The 18,872-nt window shown below is 57.8% G+C and carries 18 protein-coding genes; 8 read left to right on the top strand and 10 right to left on the bottom strand.

What is annotated here, in order from left to right:
• Nucleotides 1-108: 108 nt before the first annotated feature.
• Nucleotides 109-1,716 carry an ABC transporter ATP-binding protein gene (locus P6287_RS09360; RefSeq protein ID WP_192233821.1) on the top strand — a complete coding sequence of 536 codons (1,608 nt, stop codon included), beginning with the start codon at nt 109-111 and terminating at the stop codon, nt 1,714-1,716.
• On the opposite strand, the gene P6287_RS09365 is transcribed toward P6287_RS09360, so the two are convergent.
• The 7 genes from P6287_RS09365 to P6287_RS09395 are packed head-to-tail and all read right to left on the bottom strand — an operon-like array spanning nt 1,702 to nt 9,154.
• A complete protein-coding gene (locus tag P6287_RS09365) occupies nt 1,702-2,520 on the bottom strand; it encodes a rhodanese-like domain-containing protein (RefSeq protein ID WP_277974857.1) in 819 nt (272 codons plus the stop codon). The two genes, P6287_RS09360 and P6287_RS09365, sit on opposite strands and share 15 nt — an antisense overlap.
• Nucleotides 2,510-3,493, bottom strand: coding sequence for an ornithine cyclodeaminase (locus P6287_RS09370; protein ID WP_277974858.1), 984 nt, complete (start codon nt 3,491-3,493; stop codon nt 2,510-2,512). The genes P6287_RS09365 and P6287_RS09370 overlap by 11 nt, the downstream gene beginning before the upstream one ends.
• Complete coding sequence (locus tag P6287_RS09375; RefSeq protein WP_277974859.1) at nt 3,493-4,491, bottom strand: D-cysteine desulfhydrase family protein; 999 nt, start codon at nt 4,489-4,491, stop codon at nt 3,493-3,495. Before P6287_RS09375 ends, P6287_RS09370 begins: the two co-directional genes overlap by 1 nt.
• Nucleotides 4,491-5,894 (bottom strand): M20/M25/M40 family metallo-hydrolase, encoded by a 1,404-nt coding sequence (locus tag P6287_RS09380; RefSeq protein ID WP_277974860.1) that lies wholly within the window; start codon nt 5,892-5,894, stop codon nt 4,491-4,493. Before P6287_RS09380 ends, P6287_RS09375 begins: the two co-directional genes overlap by 1 nt.
• On the bottom strand, nt 5,891-6,805 hold the full coding sequence (locus P6287_RS09385) for an ABC transporter permease (protein ID WP_110866134.1): 915 nt from the start codon (nt 6,803-6,805) through the stop codon (nt 5,891-5,893). The genes P6287_RS09380 and P6287_RS09385 overlap by 4 nt, the downstream gene beginning before the upstream one ends.
• A gap of 1 nt (nt 6,806) precedes the next feature.
• Nucleotides 6,807-7,667: an ABC transporter permease gene (locus tag P6287_RS09390; protein WP_101764420.1), complete on the bottom strand. Its 861-nt coding sequence runs from the start codon at nt 7,665-7,667 to the stop codon at nt 6,807-6,809.
• On the bottom strand, nt 7,664-9,154 hold the full coding sequence (locus P6287_RS09395; protein ID WP_110866135.1) for an ABC transporter substrate-binding protein: 1,491 nt from the start codon (nt 9,152-9,154) through the stop codon (nt 7,664-7,666). The genes P6287_RS09390 and P6287_RS09395 overlap by 4 nt, the downstream gene beginning before the upstream one ends.
• Before the next feature lie 168 nt (nt 9,155-9,322).
• On the opposite strand from P6287_RS09395, the gene P6287_RS09400 reads away from it, so the two are divergent.
• From P6287_RS09400 to P6287_RS09425, 6 genes are all read left to right on the top strand, one after another.
• Nucleotides 9,323-9,985, top strand: coding sequence for a GntR family transcriptional regulator (locus tag P6287_RS09400; protein ID WP_277974861.1), 663 nt, complete (start codon nt 9,323-9,325; stop codon nt 9,983-9,985).
• 129 nt (nt 9,986-10,114) lie between these two features.
• The gene (locus P6287_RS09405) at nt 10,115-11,215 is read left to right on the top strand and encodes an ABC transporter ATP-binding protein (protein WP_192411850.1); all 1,101 of its coding nucleotides are present in this window, start codon (nt 10,115-10,117) and stop codon (nt 11,213-11,215) included.
• A 27-nt stretch (nt 11,216-11,242) separates the two neighbouring features.
• A complete protein-coding gene (locus tag P6287_RS09410) occupies nt 11,243-12,517 on the top strand; it encodes an ABC transporter substrate-binding protein (RefSeq protein WP_277974862.1) in 1,275 nt (424 codons plus the stop codon).
• Nucleotides 12,517-13,431 carry a sugar ABC transporter permease gene (locus P6287_RS09415; protein WP_192411848.1) on the top strand — a complete coding sequence of 305 codons (915 nt, stop codon included), beginning with the start codon at nt 12,517-12,519 and terminating at the stop codon, nt 13,429-13,431. The genes P6287_RS09410 and P6287_RS09415 overlap by 1 nt, the downstream gene beginning before the upstream one ends.
• A complete protein-coding gene (locus tag P6287_RS09420) occupies nt 13,428-14,246 on the top strand; it encodes a carbohydrate ABC transporter permease (protein WP_110866140.1) in 819 nt (272 codons plus the stop codon). Before P6287_RS09415 ends, P6287_RS09420 begins: the two co-directional genes overlap by 4 nt.
• 12 nt (nt 14,247-14,258) lie before the next feature.
• Nucleotides 14,259-15,200 (top strand): metallophosphoesterase, encoded by a 942-nt coding sequence (locus tag P6287_RS09425; protein ID WP_277974863.1) that lies wholly within the window; start codon nt 14,259-14,261, stop codon nt 15,198-15,200.
• On the opposite strand, the gene P6287_RS09430 is transcribed toward P6287_RS09425, so the two are convergent.
• Nucleotides 15,170-15,907: an HPP family protein gene (locus tag P6287_RS09430; protein WP_277974864.1), complete on the bottom strand. Its 738-nt coding sequence runs from the start codon at nt 15,905-15,907 to the stop codon at nt 15,170-15,172. The genes P6287_RS09425 and P6287_RS09430 overlap by 31 nt on opposite strands.
• 179 nt (nt 15,908-16,086) lie before the next feature.
• On the opposite strand from P6287_RS09430, the gene rluF reads away from it, so the two are divergent.
• On the top strand, nt 16,087-16,968 hold the full coding sequence (gene rluF / locus P6287_RS09435) for a 23S rRNA pseudouridine(2604) synthase RluF (RefSeq protein ID WP_277974865.1): 882 nt from the start codon (nt 16,087-16,089) through the stop codon (nt 16,966-16,968).
• Between the two features lie 37 nt (nt 16,969-17,005).
• Here rluF and P6287_RS09440 read toward each other — a convergent pair whose 3' ends face one another.
• Both P6287_RS09440 and P6287_RS09445 read right to left on the bottom strand, forming a co-directional pair.
• Complete coding sequence (locus tag P6287_RS09440) at nt 17,006-17,746, bottom strand: nitroreductase family protein (protein WP_277974866.1); 741 nt, start codon at nt 17,744-17,746, stop codon at nt 17,006-17,008.
• 141 nt (nt 17,747-17,887) lie between these two features.
• The gene (locus P6287_RS09445) at nt 17,888-18,652 is read right to left on the bottom strand and encodes a hypothetical protein (protein WP_110866144.1); all 765 of its coding nucleotides are present in this window, start codon (nt 18,650-18,652) and stop codon (nt 17,888-17,890) included.
• Nucleotides 18,653-18,872: the final 220 nt, after the last annotated feature.

Here is an 18,872-nt window from a genome sequence, read left to right on the forward strand (position 1 = left end):
CTGTCGTGCAGCCTTATTCCGCCACGCGCAGTGCCATAACTTAACGGTCTTGTTCGTACTATGTTCAGGATATATCCTGTATTTTTCCTTGTTGAGAATCCCTGCCTGATGACTAACGCGCGCTTGCTCTCGGTTGAAAATCTCTCGCTGCACACTCACGATCAGCGCTTGCTGGTGGATAACATCTCTTTTCATCTCGATCGCAAGGAAATCCTGGCGTTAGTTGGCGAATCGGGATCTGGCAAAACCTTGACCTCGCTGGCGCTGATGAGTTTGTTGCCGGCGGGCGTGCAGCAGAGTGGCGGCCGCGTGGTGTTCAATGGCGAGCCGCTGGATGCGCGCACAACCCAGCAATTGCGTGGTTGCCGCATCGCCACGGTGTTTCAGGAGCCGATGACCAGCATGAATCCCACGCTGCGTATTGGTGAACAGATTGCCGAAGTGCTGGTGCGTCATCGTCAGTTCGGCTGGAAACAGGCGCAGCAGGAAGCGATAGCGCTGCTGGATCGCGTCGGCATCGTCAATCCGGCGCAGCGCGCGCGGCAGTATATCCATCAGCTGTCGGGTGGCATGCGGCAACGGGTGATGATCGCCAGCGCCATCAGCGGTCAACCGGAGTTATTGATTGCCGATGAGCCGACCACCGCGCTGGACGTTACTATTCAGGCGCAGATTCTGGCACTGTTGCAGGAGTTGCAGCAGGAGATGGGCATGGGGATCTTGTTGATCACCCACGATCTCTCGGTAGTGGCGCGCTACGCCGACCGCGTCTGCGTGATGCAGCAAGGGCAGCTGGTTGAACAGGGTGCGGTGCTGAGTACGCTCGGCGCGCCAACGCATCCTTACACGCGCAAATTGATTGCTGCTTCGGCAGCGCAAATCCCCGAGGCGACTGCGCCGGTTGCCCAGCCGCCGCTGCTGGTGCTGCGCGACATCAGTAAAAGCTATCCGCTGCCGCGCCGCATGCCGCTGTGGCCGGCCAAACGGCAAACCGTGTTGCATCCGGCGAATCTGTCGATTGCGCAGGGCGAAATTGTCGGACTGATTGGCGAATCCGGCTCCGGTAAAACCACATTGGGCAGTGCGGCGATTGGCCTGATTACGGCGGATGGCGGCGAAGTGCATTTTCAGGGGCAGCATTTGCAAGGACGTCAGCTGCATAGCTTACGTCGCCACACGCAGATTATTTTCCAGGATCCTTATGCCAGCCTGAATCCGAAAATCCCGGTTGGTGAGCAGATCGCCGAACCGCTGCGCGTCTGGCAACTGCGCAAAGGCGCGGCGGTGGATGCGCGAGTCAAAGAGCTGCTGGCGTTGGTGGGATTGAAAGCCGAACATGCCACCCGTCTGCCGGGCGCGTTCTCGGGCGGCCAGCGTCAGCGTATTGCCATTGCGCGCGCGCTGGCGATGGAGCCGAAGCTGCTGGTGGCGGATGAAGCGGTAGCGGCGCTGGATTTATCGGTGCGCGGGCAGATTCTGGCGCTGTTTAATACGCTGCGCCACAAGCTGGGATTATCGGTGCTGTTTATCAGCCACGATCTCGGCGCGGTGCGTCAGTTGTGCGATCGCGTGGTGGTGATGTATCACGGCAGGATTGTGGAATCGGGCGCGACCGCCAGCGTGATTAACCATCCACAGGACAATTACACCCGCCAACTGCTCGCCGCTGCGCCGGACGTGCAGCAGGCGCTGGCGCTGCGATCAGCCGCCGTGTAACAGCGGCAGTTCGTGATGTTCGGCCCATTCGTGCCAGGAACCGACGTACACCGAAACATGGGGATAGCCCGCCAGTTTTAACGCCGCCAACACCGTGGCGGCGCGGGCACCACGATGGCAATAAACCTGCAACTTCGCGTTTTTACTCAGTCCTGCCGCCTCGGCGCGGGCGGCAATCTGCTGCGCTGATAAGAAATGGCCGTTGGCGATGACATCTTCCCAGAACAGTAGCTGAGAATGTGGAATCCGTCCCGCGCGCTGGCAGCAGGCATGCGCAAAGCTGCCGTCAAACTCGCTGGGGCGACGGGCATCCACGTTGATCACCGCCACGCCATCCGCCGCTAACACCTGTTCCCGGCTGCACACCAGCTCGCGATTCCACGCGGGTGCGTTGGCTGCCGGTGGATGCGCCACGGTGCGGCTTAATCCCAATCCCGGCGCGAGTTCATAGCCTGCCGCAATCCAGGCATCCACGCCGCCATCCAGAATCAGCGCATCATCACGCTTGAGCAGCCAGGCGAACCAGGCGCCGCGCGGTGAACGCATGCCAACCTGCTGCTCGAAAAACACCGGCGTGGCGTTGGGATATGCGGTAAACATCGGCTGCAGCGCGGTGGCGGCTTCGGCTGCCATCACCGCTAAACCTGTCTCGCTGCAATCCTCAATAAAATAGTCGTAGACGTTACAGTGCTGCGCGCCTGGCAAGGTGGCGCGTTGCCAGTCGGCAAATTCGCGGACATCGATCAGCAGAAACGCTTCGCCGCGCGCCTGGCGCTGATGCAGTGAAAGCACATCAATGATCATGCAGGACTCCTGAAAACAGCGACTGCAACGAACCGAGCTCGTCATGCTCGGCGGCCTGTAGCACGCGGGCGGCGAGGGCGATATCAAACACATTGAGGCCAAACGAGGAGAAATAGACGCTGTTATCGGGCTGTGGACGCCAGTGATCCAGCAGCAGCGCGGCGAGATCGGCCGCCACATCCTGCTCAGCAAACTCCCCGGCGCGGAACATCTGGAACAGGCTTTTGGCGCTGCGCTGGGCAAAATCGCCCCACGCATCCACCACCACCTTGCTGCTGGCTTTGATGGCGGCAAAACTCACTTCGTGATAACCGACCTGCACAATGATCCTACCGGGACGTACCGCTGCGGCGTCGACAATCGGCTGGTCGGCGCTGGTACAGGTCAGCACGGCGTCATAAGGCTGCGCCAGAGCGAGCGGCAGATCGGTTTCGATCTGCACTTCGCGCAACGCACTGAGTTTAAAAGGGGAGCGATTCCACACGCCAATCTGTTCCAGCTGCGGAAACAGCTGCTGCAGCATGCGCAGATGCGCCTGAGCATGTAAACCGGCGCCGAGCAGCAGCACGCGCTTTACCGGACGCGGTGCGGCCAGCTGTAACGCCAGTGCGCTCACCGCCGCAGTGCGCGCCGCGGTGAGTGCCCCGCTGGCCAGCAAGCCGCGCGGAATGCCGCTCTGCGCATCGTTAATCAGGGTCAAGGCTAGGGCGGCGGGCAACGCATCTGGTCGCTGTGGACGATGTGCCGTCCACTTCACGCCTGCGGCATTGTAGCTGCCGCCAACGCGCGCCGGTAAGGCATAAGCTTTACCGAGCGGCGTACCGAGATCGATGTGATTTTCAGCGGGCATCTGCGCCTCGCCGAGACGCATCAGCTGAATCACCGCTTTGACGTCTTCCAGCGCCAAAGCGATATCCCCGCCGCCTAATTGCGCGACGGTGGCTTCATCCAGTACACGCAATAAGGCTTCCATTACGCCTCCAGCAGGCGATCGGCGAAGGGATAAAGCGCCGGAGAACCGCCACAATGCACGAAGGTCACGCGCGATCCCTGCGGAATGCGCCCCTGTTCGACCAGCGAGAACAGGCCGTGCATCGCTTTACCGGTGTAAACCGGATCCAGCAGCACGCCCTCCAATTGGGCGAGTTGATAGATGGCAGCGATGCCGCCGTCCGATGGCACGCCGTACGCCTGACCGACATAACCATCCTCAATCCAGATATCCTCCGGCTGCCACTGCTGCGGCCATTGCAGCAGATCGGCACAATCCTGCGCCATGCCGGCAATGCGTGGCTGAAACCAGTCGGCTTTGGCGCTGACGCTCACGCCAATCACCCGGGTATTGGGCCAATAGCGACGCGTACCCACATGCAATCCCGCCAGCGTGCCGCCGGAACCGGTGGGCGCGACGATGAAATCGGGTGCGGGCGTCTGGCTTGGTGCCAGCTGCGCCGCTAACTCTTCCACTGCGCGTACATAACCCAATGCGCCGAGTGGCGTTGCGCCACCCAGCGGAATAATCATGGGGGTTTCACCTTGCGCGAGAGCCGCATCCGCGTGCGCCTGCATCGCACCTTCAATCTGGCTGAAATAGCCGTCGGGATCGAGGAACTGCACCTCGGCCCCGAACAGCTTATCCAGCAGCAGATTACCCTGCCAGCTTGCGGGCGGATTGCCCCGCAGCACCAGCACCGGACGCATACCAAACTTGCGTGCGGCGGCAGCCACCATGCGGGCGTGGTTCGACTGATGCCCGCCGGTGGTGATCACCACATTCACGCCTGTTTTGCAGGCCTCCGCCATCAGATACTCCAGCTTGCGGACTTTGTTGCCGCCGCCACCGAAGCCACTGTAGTCATCACGTTTGATCGTCAGCGTAATCCCAAGTGCCTCACTGAGCCGCGGCAGCGGCTCGTGAGGAGTGGGGAAGAAGCCGAGCGGAACGCGTTCAAACTCTTCTACTGATTTCATTATTTACTACCTTTATTTTTGTGTACTGCGGTGTTTCCCTGGTGTGGCGCGACCCGGCCAATGGCCGAATCATTGAATGCGTTGAGCCATAAGCTCATGGATTGCTGGAAGCGTTCGAGTCCCGCCAGCGTGACAAACTCATTGACGGCGTGCGCGTTGCCGCCGTGGCCTAATCCGCCAATCAAAAAAGCGGGCGCGACGGCCGCGAAAGCGTAGGCGGGCGCACAGCCCGGCGCCCACGGCCAGATTTGCGGTGCCGCGCCCAGCGTTTGATAGCTGGCGATCAGGGCATCGACGCCGCTGGCGCTGCGACTAAAGCGCACGCCGGGATAGCGATCAAACAGGTGCAGCTCGCTGCCAGCTAAATCGGCTTGTGCCAGCCGCTGCTGCACGTCGGCAATCATCGCGTCCTGATCGAAACCCGGCGGGATGCGAAACGCCAGCTCCGCGCTGGCACGGAACGGGATGACGCCGCGTCCGCCTGGCGGATCGCTGTGCAGTTCTGCCAACGTTAACACCGCGCTGCCAAGCAGCGTTTGCAGGCAGCTCAGCGTGTCGCCGGCGATCATCAGGCGCTGACTGCGACGGAACTGCAGTTCGTCATCGATGCTGAATTCGGCGGCTAAGGTCGCCAATAATTGATTCGCCTCATCGTCCGTGGCGTGACACGCCAATACGCCGCTGTGTTCTGCTGGCGCGATGGCATCTAATGCCTGTACTAAACGCCACGCCGGATTGGCGATCCAACCGGCATTGCTGGCATGAATCGCGGAGGACGGTCCGCCCCATGCGCCGCCGGTGACGCTGAGGCGTCCGCTGGCCAGTCCGGTAAAGCCGAGATAGACGCGCGGTGCGCCGCCACCGTATTCGCACAGTGACGGAAACAGCACGGCTTCAGCGGGAGCAATCGGGCAAGGCTGTTGTGCCAGATATCGCCGCAGCGCGCCGCTGCCCACTTCCTCTTCGCCTTCGAGCAGGATTTCAATATTAAAATCGAGCTGCTGGCTCTGCTGCAGTTCGCGCAGCAGGATCAGCAGGGCGGCGACTGGGCCTTTGTTGTTCTCTGCACCGCGTCCGACAAATACCGCGCCGAGATCGTCCCAGTGACACACGCCACCGACAAACGGCGGCACATCCCAGCCGGCATCATCCGCAGGCATTACGTCATACATGTTGTACAGCACCACGGTTTTGCTGCTGCCGTTATCAATGCGTACATGGACCAGCGGCGGAGAATTGTCGGTTTGCGCCGCCACCGGATAAATCACGCTGGCGTCGAGTTGCTCTACCATCCACTGTTCCAGCCAGGCGGCCAACCCGCGCTGCGAGGTTAACTGACCGGCCACGCTTGGCCAGCGCGTCAGTTCACTCAGCAGTTCAAGCGTGGCGTCAAGGCGACTCATAAACGAATCCTCGGGTTCAGCACCAGATAGAGCAGGTCGATCAGCAAATTGATCGCCACAAACACCACGGCGGCGAGCAACACAATCGCCTGCACCAGCGGGAAATCGCGGTTTTGAATCGCCTGAATCGCCAGACGACCAATGCCGGGCCAGGCAAAAATAATCTCGGTCACCAGTGCGCCGCCGAGCAGCGAGGCGAAATACATGCCTTGCACGGTGATCACCGGAATCAGTGCGTTACGCAAACCGTGGCGTACCACGATGCGCCAGGCGCTGAGCCCTTTGGCGCGCGCGGTGCGGATATAATCCTGTTGCAGCACATCCAGCAGGCTGGCGCGCGTCAGGCGGGCCACGGCGCTCATGTAAAACGCACCCAGACTGAGCGCCGGCATCACCAGCGCGGCGAAAGTGCCGTAACCGCTGGAGGGCAGCCACTGTAACTTCAGGCTGAACAGCAGAATCAGCAGCAGCCCGAGCCAGAACACCGGAATCGCCTGGCCGGAGAAGGCCAGCAGGCGACATAACAAATCCCACAGGCTGTGCGGTCTCAGGGCGCTGATAATGCCGAGCAGCAGACCGAGCAGCGAACTCCATGCCAGCGCACTCACCGCCAGCAGCGCCGTCGCCGGCAGACGTTCGGCAATCAACGCCAATACCGGCTGGCTGTAGCGCAGCGATTCACCAAAATCCCCGTGCAGCACGCCGCCAAGATAGTGGCTGTATTGCCACAGCAGCGGACGATCAAAGCCCATGCTGTGACGGAAAGTATCGATCTCCTGTTGGCTGGAGCCGGGCGGCATCATCAGCGCCGCCGGATCGCCCGTCATGTGCAGGCTAAAGAAAATCAGCAGCGACACGCCGAGCAGCACTAATACCGATTGGCCAAGGCGATTGAGCAGAATGTTCAGCATCTTAATCCAGCCTCGTATGCGTGCGACGTAGCAGCGCATCGCCGAGCAGGTTGCAGCCAATCACCAGCGCTGCAATCACCAAACCGGGATAGAGCACCAGCCATTGCGACAGCAGCATGTAAGAGCGACCTTCGCCAATCAGGTTGCCCAGCGTTGGCGTGGGTGGCTGAATGCCCATGCCGAGAAAACCCACTGAGGCTTCGAGCACGATCAGGCGTGGGATATCCAGCGTTAGTAACACCACCAGCGGCGTCAGCAGATTGGGCAGGATATGCCGTAGCAGTATGCGCAGCGGCGAAAAGCCCATGGCGCGCACCGCCTGAATATATTCAAGTTCCCGAATCTCTAAGGTTTTGGCGCGCGCCACGCGGGCATAAATCGCCCAACTGGTGCAGCCCATAATCACAATGATGTTGGTCAGTGACGCACCCATCAGCGCAATCACTAGCAGAATCAACAGAATAAACGGCACCGCCAGCTGGATGTCGATCAGGCGCATGATCAGCGCATCAACCCAACCGCCGGCGTAACCGGCGATCATACCGAGCGCGACGCCAATCACCGCGCCAATCGCCGCCGCGACCAACACCACCAGCAGCGACAAGCGCGTGCCGGAGAGAATGCGCGCCAGCAGATCGCGGCCCAGTTGATCGGTGCCGAGCCAATGCGTAGCTTGCGCACCGGGCGAACCCGGCGGCAGGAACATCTCATTGAGATTGTTACTTAAGGCATCGGGCAACGGCAGCCACGGAGAGAGCAGCGCCGCGGCAATCACCACGATCAGCAAAAGGCTGCCGATTACCGCATCGCCGTAAATCAGGCGGCGCGGACGGCGCTGCAGCACGGTGCCCGGTGAAATCATTTCAGCCTCAGATCAAACAGCGGGATGCGGGCATCGACGCGGCCTTTGAAGTTGAGCGACGTGCTGTGCGCATACAAGGTATCTTCACGGTACAGCGGCAGCAGCGGCTGTTGTTCCGCGACGCGTTGCTGAATCTGCTCTAACACTTTTTTGCGCGCAACGGGATCGACAATCTGACGGCTTTGGTCGAGCAGCTTATCCAGCTCTGCATCATGCACGGTGGAATAGGGCTCGCCGCTGCGCAGGATGGGGAACAGCGCGGCATCGGCATCCAGCGTCTGCGTGGATCCCCACGCCAGCATATACATCGGAGCCTGTTTCTGGGACGCGACCTGCTGGGTGTAAACCGACCATTCCGGTACCTCCAGCTCGGCTTTCACGCCAATGGCGGCTAAATCCTGCACGATGGCTTGCGCCACATCGGCGCTGGCAATATAGCGGCGCGGCGCCTGGAAGCGCAGGGTAAAGCCGTTGGCGTAACCGGCTGCAGCCAGCAGCGACTTGGCTTTCGCCACATCCTGCGCGGTGGCTGGAACCGCCAGATAACCAAAGTCATTGGCTCCGGCCATGGTGCCGGTTGGCGTGCCAAAGCCGTGCAGCAGCTGTTGGGTGTAAGCCTGACGGTTTAACGCCAGCGAAAGCGCCTGACGGACGCGCACATCACTCAGCGGTTTCTCATCATCTTTAAGACCGAGGTAAATCGTCAGTCCGCCGCCTTTCACCTGTTCCAGTTCGACGTTGGGGCGATTTTTCAGCGCGGGGACTAAATCGGCTGGCACGCTTTCAATCAGTTGCACTTCGCCGGTCAGCAGTGCGGTGAGGCGTGCGGTGGCTTCGGGAATCGGACGCCAGGTAACGCGATCAATCGCCGGTTTGCCGCGCCAGTAAGTTTCATTGGCGACCATCACCACTTTTTCATCCGGGATAAAGCTATCCAGCTTGTAAGCGCCGCTGCCTACCGGTTTGCGTGCGAACTCGCTGGCGCCGACTTTCTTCACGTACGCTGGCGGCACAATGTAAGCCGGGTAGCGGCTCATGCGCGTGGGCAGCAGAGGATCCGGGCCGTTGGTGTGGATCTGCACCTGATAGTCGTTGATCACGTCCACTGATTTGATGGTGCGGATATAGGAAATCGTCGGTGCGTGATTAGCGGGGTCTAAAATACGATCGATGGAGAACTTCACCGCTTCGGCGTTCACCGGCTCGCCATCGGTAAATTTCACGCCCTGGCGCAGGGTAAATTGCCAGGTGGTGTCGTTAATCGCTTTCCACTCAGTGGCTAAGCCCGGCTGTAATGACATGTCATCGGCGCGGCGCACTAAGGTATCGAAGAGGTTGTCGACTAAGGTGGCAGATTCTTTGAGAAAGCCGGGATCCATCGCCGTGGCAGACGTGGGTTGGCCAATGGTCAGTTCCGCTGCCTGTACGGCTGGCATCAGAGCAAATAGCAACGCGGTGGTGGCAAACTTCACTGCAGGTAATCTCATAACGTTTCCCAAAATTGCCAACGGCAAGGTAGTGAAAAGAGTGGATACTGCCAGAATCAAGACTGTGCTTATTTGTAATACATGATATATCCTATAATCTGGCAAGTTGGCAATAAAACATTAAAAATAACTTACCATTTGCGAAATTCAGTAGAAGGCCCTCAACGTATGATCGAAATGGATAAAGCGCAGCGCATGAGTTTGACCGCGCAGGTGGAATCGTCACTGCGCAGCGCGCTGATTGTTGGCAAGTTAAAACCTGGCGCACGGCTGGTGACGCGCGATTTGGCGGCTCAATTGGGTACCAGCATCACGCCGGTGCGTGAAGCCTTGTTGCGACTGGTTTCTGCCGGAGCATTAGACGCCACGCCAGCTGCGGCGTTTCTGGTCCCGGAAATGACGCGCCCGCGCTTTGATGAGATTACGCTGATTCGTAAGCAGCTTGAAGGTTTAGCGGTGAGGGCGGCGACGCCATTTTTGGGAAAAAAACAGATTTCCGAACTGAAAAAACTCTGCGCGCGCTTTATGCAAGCCAAACAAAGCGGTGATGCCGAGTCGGCGTTAGAAGCCAATCGCGCGTTCCGTTTTACGCTCTATGGCTATGCGCAAATGCCAACGCTAGAGGCACTGATCGAACAGCTTTGGGTGCAGATCGGTCCGTGCTTTAACTATCTCTATCCGCAGCCGGCCGAGGTGGTGAATGGGCATCATAACTATGATCACCTGCTGGAAGCGTTACAGGCCGGCGATGCGGTCACCAGTGAAAAGATATTGATGAAAGCGATTGATGATGGGGCTGCGATTTTGCATCAACATTATTTTAATCAGTGATTCATGTTTGAAGGTCGTCATTAATGATGACCCTTCGGTGGCCTTTAACCGCGCGGTCACCGCAATGACATAAAACCTTCATTTCCTTCCGCTAGCTTACCGCCATTCTGATTTCTGGATTGCGGATGCATGAGCCACCTTTCGCTTCACCACATCACTAAAGCCTGGGGCGAGAAAACCGCCCTGGACGACATCAGCTTCGACGCGGCAGAAGGCGCGTTTGTCGCGCTGCTCGGTCCATCGGGCTGCGGTAAATCGACGCTGCTGCGTACCATCGCCGGACTGGAAACAGCCGATCGCGGGGCGATCCACTTTAATCATGCCGATATCACCCATCTGCCGCCGTCGCAGCGCAAGCTATCGATGGTGTTTCAATCTTACGCGCTGTTTCCCCACCTCAACGTGCGCGAAAACCTGCTGTTTGGTTTGAAAGCGCGCGGCGAGGAGAAACTGTCGTTTGCTGCACGCCTGGATAATGTCAGCAAGCTAATGGAGCTGGATAAGCTGCTGGATCGTTTGCCATCGCAGCTCTCCGGCGGACAACAGCAGCGCGTGGCGCTGGGCCGTGCGGTGATCGCCAATAACACGCTGTGTTTAATGGATGAGCCGCTGTCGAACCTCGACGCCAGGCTGCGGCAAAGCATGCGCCGTGAAATCCGCGCGCTGCAGAAAAAACTCGGTTTGACCATGCTGTACGTCACGCACGATCAGACTGAAGCGATGAGCATGGCCGACAGCATTATCCTGCTCAACGATGGCCACATTGAACAGCACGGCACGCCAGACGATCTCTACAACAATCCCGCCAGCGTGTTTGCCGCACAGTTCATTGGCGCACCGCCGATGAACATCCTGCCGCTGCAGCGCAATGGCGCGCATCACTATCTGCTGCATCTCACCGCGCCGGTAGTGGAATACCGCGACGCGCCGCTGAGCCTTGGATTGCGTGCCGAAGATATCCAGCCGATCGCTGCAGAACAGGCGGCGCTGACCGCGCGGGTGATCGGTTCTGAATATATGGGCGCTGATACCTTGCTGGTGTGCCTGCTTGCTGGCATCAGCGAACCGCTGACCATTAAAGTGCCGGGCATGCAGCGCTTCACCGATGGCAGTGAGGTGGGATTGCAGTGGTCCGCCGCGCGGCAATATCTGTTTCATCGCGAGAGCGGTAAGCGCTGCGTGCCAGCCGAACAACAGATGTTTGCTTCACAGAAAAAATACGCCGTTTAACCGTTGTCATTTGCCCAAGGGAAAATCATGTCTGCGATTCGTTATTCACGTCTTTCTGCATTAGTTCTCGCCGTCACCACCTCAGCTTTTGCGGCTGAACCGGTCAAGCTGCAAATGTATTACCCGATCGCGGTGGGCGGCAAAGTAAGCCACACCGTAGATTCGCTGGTGGCGGATTTCCAGAAAGTGCATCCGGACGTGAGCATTCAGCCGGTGTATACCGGTGACTACGCCACCACCGTGACCAAAGCGCTGACCGCCTTTCGGGGTGGCAACGCGCCGCAGCTGGCAGTGATCGGTGATATCGAAGCGTATTCACTGATTGATGCCGGTGCGATTGTGGCGGCCAGCGATTTAGCGCAGGGCGAGGAAGGCAAAAAATGGATCGACGGTTTCTATCCGGCCTTTCTGCGTCACATTGACGGCAAAGTGTGGGGCGTACCGTTCCAGCGTTCAACCGTGGTGATGTACTGGAACAAACGGGCGTTTGAGAAAGCCGGTTTGAATGCCGATACGCCACCGGCCAACTGGCAGCAGGTGGTCGAGTTCAGTAAGAAACTCACGATCAAAGATGCCAACGGCGTCAGCCAATGGGGCATTGAGATTCCGTCCACGCCAAACGGTTACTGGAACTTCCAGGGTTTGTCCGCCACCAACGGCGGTCGTCTTGATAACGGCAAAGGTACAGCGGTGCACTTCAACACACCGGGCAACGTGGAAACGCTGCAGTGGCTGACCGATCTCGGCCAGAAAGAGGAGGTGTCGCCAAAGGGTGCCATTGCGTGGGGCACCACGCCGCAGGACTTCATCAGCGGCAAAACTGCCATGATGGTGACCACCACCGGCAACCTGACCAACGTGCGTGATAACGCGAAATTCCCGTTCGGTGTGGCGATGCTGCCGGAGAAAACCCAGCGCGGCAGCCCAACCGGCGGCGGCAACCTGTATGTCTTCAAAAATACCTCACCAGAACAGCAGAAAGCGGCGATGGAGTTTATCCGTTGGGTAACCTCACCCGAGCAGGCGGCGCGCTGGAGCATCGCCACCGGTTATGCAGCGATCTCTCCGGCGGCATGGGATACCACGGTAATGAAGGATTATGTTAAAGAGGTTCCTCAGGCCCTGGTGGCGCGTGAACAGCTGAAGTATGCGCAGCCAGAACTCTCGACTTACAACAGCGTGCAGATTCAGGATGCGCTCAATCACGCGGTAGAAGCGGCGGTGACGCAGGCGAAAACGCCAGCCGAAGCGCTGGAAGGCGCGCAGAAGCAAGCCGACCGTCTGCTGAAGTCTTATCAATAATGACGAGCACGATTCTCACCGTTGCGCCGGTTCGGCGGCCCCGGTTATGGTCGATGCAGCTGTATGGCTATCTGCTGATTTTACCGGCACTGAGCTTTTTACTGCTGTTTACGCACTATCCGGCGGTTGCGACCGTATGGGAAAGCCTGTTCAGCGCAGCACGTAACGGTCGTCCAGCCCATTTTGTTGGGCTGGATAACTATCTTGCGCTGCTGGATGACGACATCTTCATTCAGTCGCTGTGGAATAACCTGCTGTATGCGTTGATCACCATTCCGCTGGCGGTAACGCTGGCGCTGCTGATGGCGCTGGCGGTCAATCGTCACATGCGTGCCAATGCGCTGGTGCGCACTGCGTTCTTTATTCCTTCGCTGCTGCCGATGATCGCCATCGCCAATCTGTGGCTGTTCTTCTACACGCCGCAGCTGGGTTTGCTGAATAAGCTGCTGGCGCTGTTTTCGCTGCCAGCGATGAACTGGCTCGGCGAACCGGGTAGCGCCTTGTACTGTTTGATGGCGGTATCGGTATGGCGCGAAGCGGGCTTCTTTATGATCTTTTATCTCGCCGCTTTGCAGCAGATCGATCCGCGCCTGAGCGAAGCCGCGCAGATAGAAGGGGCGTCACGCCGCTATTTCTTCCGCCGCGTGCAGTGGCCGCTGCTGATGCCCACCACGCTGTTTGTGCTGATCAATGCCTCGATGAATGCGTTTCGCATCGTCGATCAGGTGATCGCGATGACCAACGGCGGGCCGAATAACAGCAGTAGCCTGCTGCTGTTCTACATCTATCGCACTGCCTTCAGCTTCTGGGATATGCCCGCCGCAGCGGCAATGACGGTGGTACTGCTGGTGATCCTCGCCGCGATTGCACTGCTTAAATTCAACCTGCTGGACAAGCGAGCCCATTACCAATGAAGCCAACAATCACGTTTGGTCGCCTGTGTCTGAATATGGGCATTGGGCTTGCCGCGTTGCTGTGGTTTTTACCGATTCTGGTGGCGATCTGGGTGGCGATTCATCCGGCATCCGATCAGGCGAGCTTTTCGCTTTTTTCGCCGCTGACCTTGCAGAACTTCGTTAATGCCTGGCACGCCGCGCCCTTTGGTCGCTACTTCCTCAATACCAGCTTGCTGGTGCTGATGATTGTGGTGGTGCAGCTGATTCTGGCGACCATGGCCGCTTACGCATTAGTGCGCTTCCGCCTGAAATTCTCCGGCGCGATCTTCGCGCTGATCCTGCTGCAGCTGATGATCAGCCCCGACGTGCTGATTCTGAATAACTACAAAACCATCGGCGCGCTGGGTTTCCGCGATACGCTGACCGGCATCGCGCTGCCGTATTTCTCCTCGGCCTTCGCCATCTTTCTGCTGCGCCAGACCTTTAAAAGTATTCCGCTGGTATTGGAAGAGGCGGCGATTGTGGAAGGTGCCAGCCGCTTTTACATTCTGCGCAAGATTTACATCCCGCTGGCGAAGCCAATCTATGTGGCGTTTGCGCTGGTGTCGATCAGTTTCCACTGGAATGATTTCCTGTGGCCGCTGGTGATCACCGATTCGGTCAACGTGCGGCCGCTCACCGTGGGCCTGCAACTGTTCTCGGCGCCGGAGCAGGGCGTGCAATGGGCGTTGATTGGCGCTGCTACGTTAATGACGACGTTGCCGCTGTTGGTGCTGTTCCTGATCTTCCAGCGTCAGTTTATTCAATCGTTTATGCGTGCTGGTATTCGCTAAGGAGTGCTTTTCGTGTCTTATCCGCATCCGCTGACTGAACTGCAGCGTGAACTGCTGGGCGATGTCGCCGAGCTCTATGCCTTGCCCGATGTGCGTTCCGCGCCGCTGAGCAGCACGCTGCGTTTTGGTTTGATTGCCGATCCGCAATATGCCGACATCGACGCCGATATGGCGAAAAATCTCTACTATCGTCACGCGCTGCATAAGCTGCCGCAGGCGATTGCGGTGTTGAATCAGCAGCCGCTGGATTTTGTCGTTACGCTGGGGGATTTAGTCGATCGCGACTGGAACAGCTACGCGGCGATATTGCCGATTTACGATCGCCTCGAACATCCACATGCGGTGGTGCTGGGTAATCACGATGCGCAGACCATCGCGCAGCATCTCAACGAAGCCGCTGCGCTACCCAAAAGCTATTACGCCTTTGGGCTGCAGGGCTGGCGTTTTATTGTTTATGACGGCAACGACATCAGCCTCTATTGCAACACGCAGAACGGTGACGATCGCAAGCAGGCGGAGGCGATGCTGGTGGACCTGACCGCGCGCCAGCAGCCGCAGGCGAAACCCTGGAACGGTGCGGTAGGAACGCAGCAAATGGCGTGGATTGAGCAGCAGTTGCAGCAAGCCCGCCAGCAGGGGGAGAAAGTGGTGGTGTTTGGGCATTATCCGCTGGCGCCGCATAACAGCCACAACTTACTCAACGGCAGCGCGCTGGCAGAGCTGCTTTCTAGTTACAACATACATTGCTGTTTCTCTGGGCACGATCATCGCGGCGGCTTTGCGCGCATCGGTCAAACAGGCTTCTTTACGCTCAAAGGGATGCTGGATGGGGCAGAAGAGGTGCCGTTTGCGGTGGTTGAAATTGAGGGCGATGAAGTCATCGTGAAAGAATATGGTGTCGAGTCGCCATTTATGGCGACCACTCATGATGATGCCGGCATCTGCCCGCGCTGACGAAGAGTCGCAATCTCTTCGGCGCGTTGCAGCAACTGCTGCAAATCATCCTCATCGATATCCAGCACTTCACCGCTCTCCAGCGCCAGATGCAGATCTTCACGCGTAATCGCTACGTCGATCACCACAGGCGGCGCTTTGGTTTCCGCTGCCGCCAGCGGATGCGGGTAACGGCGTCCGGCGAGATTGTTAAACAGCAACGCCAGCAGCGCGAGACACACCGAGTTCAACAGCACCGGCGTCAGAATAAAGTGGTAACCCAGTTGCTGGACGCCGTTACCGCCCAAAATTGCGGTCAGCGCCACCGCGCCGCTCGGTGGATGCAAACAGCGCAGTTGAAACATCAACGCGATCGTCACACAGGCCGCGATACCACACGCCAGCGCGGGATGGGGAACCCACAGCGCGGTGGTGACGCCAACAACGCCCGCCACCAGATTGCCGCCGACAATTGACCACGGCTGCGCCAGCGGACTGTTCGGCAGACCAAACAGCAACACCGCCGAAGCGCCCATCGGCGCGACAAACCACAGATTCACTTCACCCAGCAGCCAGTGGCTGGTCAGGCTGGTAATCATTAAACCCAATCCCGCGCCAATGCTGGCGATGACCATCTGCTTTCTGCCTCCCGGTAACGGATGAGGCCAAAGGCGGGCCAGAAAGGTGCGCACGGATGTTATCCACGTCACCGATGGCTGATTTGTCATTAGGGAATCACTCTGTCATAAGAAAAAACGATGGGTGCGAATTGTCGCTGATCGATCCGCTGACAACAACCACATTGTTAGTGTGCTGTTATATCGTGGTAAGAGAAATGCTGATGATTGTCGCGATGCTTAACCAACGCCTAAGGTTGCTGTATAGTCCGTTTTTTTTCGGAGGAACCATGCTGCCTAACTCATCCATACGCCTGAACAAATACATCAGCGAGAGCGGAATCTGCTCACGCCGCGATGCCGATCGTTACATCGAGCAAGGCAACGTTTTCATTAACGGTAAACGCGCTGCCGTCGGTGCACAGGTGTTTGCAGGGGATGAAGTCAAAGTGAACGGGCAGCTGATTGAGCCGCGTGACGAAGAAGATTTAGTGTTGATTGCGCTGAACAAACCGGTTGGCATCATCACCACCATGGAAGAGGGTGAGCGGGACAACATCGGCGATTTCGTCAATCACAGCAAACGCGTGTTCCCGATTGGTCGTCTGGATAAAGATTCGCAGGGACTGATTTTCCTCACCAACCACGGCGATCTGGTGAATAAAATCCTGCGTGCCGGTAATAACCACGAAAAAGAGTATGTGGTCACCGTCGATAAGCCGATCACCGATGAATTTATTGCCGGAATGGGCGCGGGCGTACCGATGCTCGGCACCGTCACCAAAAAGTGCAAAGTTAAAAAAGAGTCGACCTTTGTCTTCCGCATCATTCTGGTTCAGGGGCTGAATCGTCAGATTCGTCGAATGACCAAGCACTTCGGCTTTGAAGTGACCAAGCTTGAACGTACGCGCATCATGAACGTCAGCCTGAAAGGGATTCCGCTCGGCGAGTGGCGCGATTTGACCGATGACGAGCTGATCGATCTTTTCAAACTGATTGAAGACTCATCATCCGAAGATCAAAAAACGCAGAAGACGCAGGCGAAAAAGAAACCCGCCAGCGCGGCGAAAAAGCCCGCGACGGTTAGCGCTAAACCGGGTGAGAAAGCGGGGGCAAAACCGGCTAATCGCCAGCGTTTCGCCCAGCCAGGTCGTAAGAAGAAAGGGCGTTAAATCTCTTTCCCCGCGCACAGCGCGCGGGGAAAAGCCGTCACTTGTCGTTGCCAAACCCTTGCTTCTTCAGCGCGTCCAGCACGTGCGGGAAGTAAATCTTGTGATAATAACCGCTAACGCTTTCACTCCAGCTCTCGCCATCCTCACGTCCGGTATTTTTCCAGTGCTGCACCATCTCCTGATTGTAGGCAGCGATGTGTTGCTCCAGTCCATCACGTTGATAGCGCTCTTCATGGCGGAAGGTGGCCAGCGGCAGACGCGGCTTCTGATGCGCAGGCTGATCGACATGGCCAATCACCACGCCCGCCACCGGGAAAGTATATTCCGGCAAATCCAGCAAGCGGATTAACGCCTGCGCATCGCGACGAATACCGCCAATCGGCACAATGCCCAAACCTTCTGCACGCGCTGCCGCCATGATAGAACCCAACGCAATACCCACATCGGTTGAGCCCGACACAATGCTTTCGATGCTCTGCTGCGCGATCTGCTCGCGGTCGATAGCGTACATCGCCAGACGCGATTTATGCATATCCAGCACCAGGGTAATAAACACCGGCGCTTTGGCAATCCACGGCTGACCGCCAGCAATCTGGGAGATTTGTGCCCGTCTTTCAGCATCGCGCGTCACCACCAAAGAGACCTGCTGCGAGTTCACCGAGGTTGGCGCGCGATACGCGGCCGAAATGATGCGATCCAGCACCGCATCCGCAACGGGAAGGTCGGTAAAACTGCGATCGCTTTTATGACTGGTGAAAATATCGATTAATGAACTCATGGATCCTCCTGATTGGGAGGCGAGAGCGTAGCAGAAGAGAGTGTGATGTGACTTAACCGTTGTTGCCGTGGCTAACTACTTCTTTTGAATAAGCAAAGTGCGGAATGGGATAAGCGATGAGACCGGTGCATAAAGCACCGGCTAAGCGACTCTGGCTTCAGCGACAGCCGGATGAACGCTGCGATCGGGTCCGCTCAGCATCACCGGTTTACCGGAACGTAATCCGCGCTGGAACTGGGTCATGCGTTCATGGCTGATCCCGGCACCGCACCACAACAGGTGATGATCGTGGCGGCTTTCTGAACTGTACAGCATCGGTTGTGAGGTTTGATCCACCTCGACGCAGAACCCTTGTCCGGTAAGGCGAATGGCTTCCAGCCACACTTCCGTTTCATCGCCGGTGCTGACCACTTCCAGTAACAGTGGCATCTGCTGCTGACGGGCTGAAGCGCGTTTTACACAGTCGCTGTGATGAACGATCGCTTCATGAAAGCGCGTTAACCTGCGTGATGCCCCGCGACGCGTATCATCACGCAGCCAGCGGTTGAGCGGTTTCATCAGCACATTGACGAAATCGTCGCTGCTGTAGTCGCCCGCCAGATTGCGCACAGTACGCGCCAGTTCTCGATCAGAGCCTAACTCCAGCTGACGTAATAGATCGCCGCGGCGTGCCACCCAACCAGACGAAGAGTAATCGAGCCCGCAGTGTCGACCTTGATAGATTTGCCACAGCGTGGCGCCACCCGAGGTCAATGCCATCATGGCGAGCACTTCATCAACCTGATGTCGGCTCCAGTCCTTATTGACGTGATTCTCAGAAATTAATCCACCGCGCAACCAGCGACGTAAATTGGCGCGGTTGGCACCGGTAATGGCGCAAACGGTTTCAGTTGAATAAAAGTTCATTACGAGCCCTCAGATAGAGGGTGAATGGCCGTGGGTGCTAATCCAGGATGAGTGACCATCCTGAACCTTATCTGTATGGATTACCAGTATCTTTACGTAACTGTGCATAAAAAACCGACAAAGCGCAGCGGGAAAAAGCGCACCGAAATAGTGCGGATTGGCTATTACCAATCGCCAGCTAGCCTAAGGAGAAAATAGCATTATGGATAAAAAATGGCTG

Source organism: Pantoea sp. X85, assembly GCF_029623675.1.
Taxonomy (GTDB): Bacteria; Pseudomonadota; Gammaproteobacteria; order Enterobacterales; family Enterobacteriaceae; genus Pantoea; species Pantoea leporis.

Coding starts and splice junctions, on each gene's coding strand:
- P6287_RS09360 (WP_192233821.1), top strand. CDS start 109: ATGACTAACGCGCGCTTGCTCTCGGTTGAAAATCTCTCGCTGCACACT.
- P6287_RS09365 (WP_277974857.1), bottom strand. CDS start 2,520: ATGATCATTGATGTGCTTTCACTGCATCAGCGCCAGGCGCGCGGCGAA.
- P6287_RS09370 (WP_277974858.1), bottom strand. CDS start 3,493: ATGGAAGCCTTATTGCGTGTACTGGATGAAGCCACCGTCGCGCAATTA.
- P6287_RS09375 (WP_277974859.1), bottom strand. CDS start 4,491: ATGAAATCAGTAGAAGAGTTTGAACGCGTTCCGCTCGGCTTCTTCCCC.
- P6287_RS09380 (WP_277974860.1), bottom strand. CDS start 5,894: ATGAGTCGCCTTGACGCCACGCTTGAACTGCTGAGTGAACTGACGCGC.
- P6287_RS09385 (WP_110866134.1), bottom strand. CDS start 6,805: ATGCTGAACATTCTGCTCAATCGCCTTGGCCAATCGGTATTAGTGCTG.
- P6287_RS09390 (WP_101764420.1), bottom strand. CDS start 7,667: ATGATTTCACCGGGCACCGTGCTGCAGCGCCGTCCGCGCCGCCTGATT.
- P6287_RS09395 (WP_110866135.1), bottom strand. CDS start 9,154: ATGAGATTACCTGCAGTGAAGTTTGCCACCACCGCGTTGCTATTTGCT.
- P6287_RS09400 (WP_277974861.1), top strand. CDS start 9,323: ATGATCGAAATGGATAAAGCGCAGCGCATGAGTTTGACCGCGCAGGTG.
- P6287_RS09405 (WP_192411850.1), top strand. CDS start 10,115: ATGAGCCACCTTTCGCTTCACCACATCACTAAAGCCTGGGGCGAGAAA.
- P6287_RS09410 (WP_277974862.1), top strand. CDS start 11,243: ATGTCTGCGATTCGTTATTCACGTCTTTCTGCATTAGTTCTCGCCGTC.
- P6287_RS09415 (WP_192411848.1), top strand. CDS start 12,517: ATGACGAGCACGATTCTCACCGTTGCGCCGGTTCGGCGGCCCCGGTTA.
- P6287_RS09420 (WP_110866140.1), top strand. CDS start 13,428: ATGAAGCCAACAATCACGTTTGGTCGCCTGTGTCTGAATATGGGCATT.
- P6287_RS09430 (WP_277974864.1), bottom strand. CDS start 15,907: ATGACAAATCAGCCATCGGTGACGTGGATAACATCCGTGCGCACCTTT.
- rluF (WP_277974865.1), top strand. CDS start 16,087: ATGCTGCCTAACTCATCCATACGCCTGAACAAATACATCAGCGAGAGC.
- P6287_RS09440 (WP_277974866.1), bottom strand. CDS start 17,746: ATGAGTTCATTAATCGATATTTTCACCAGTCATAAAAGCGATCGCAGT.
- P6287_RS09445 (WP_110866144.1), bottom strand. CDS start 18,652: ATGAACTTTTATTCAACTGAAACCGTTTGCGCCATTACCGGTGCCAAC.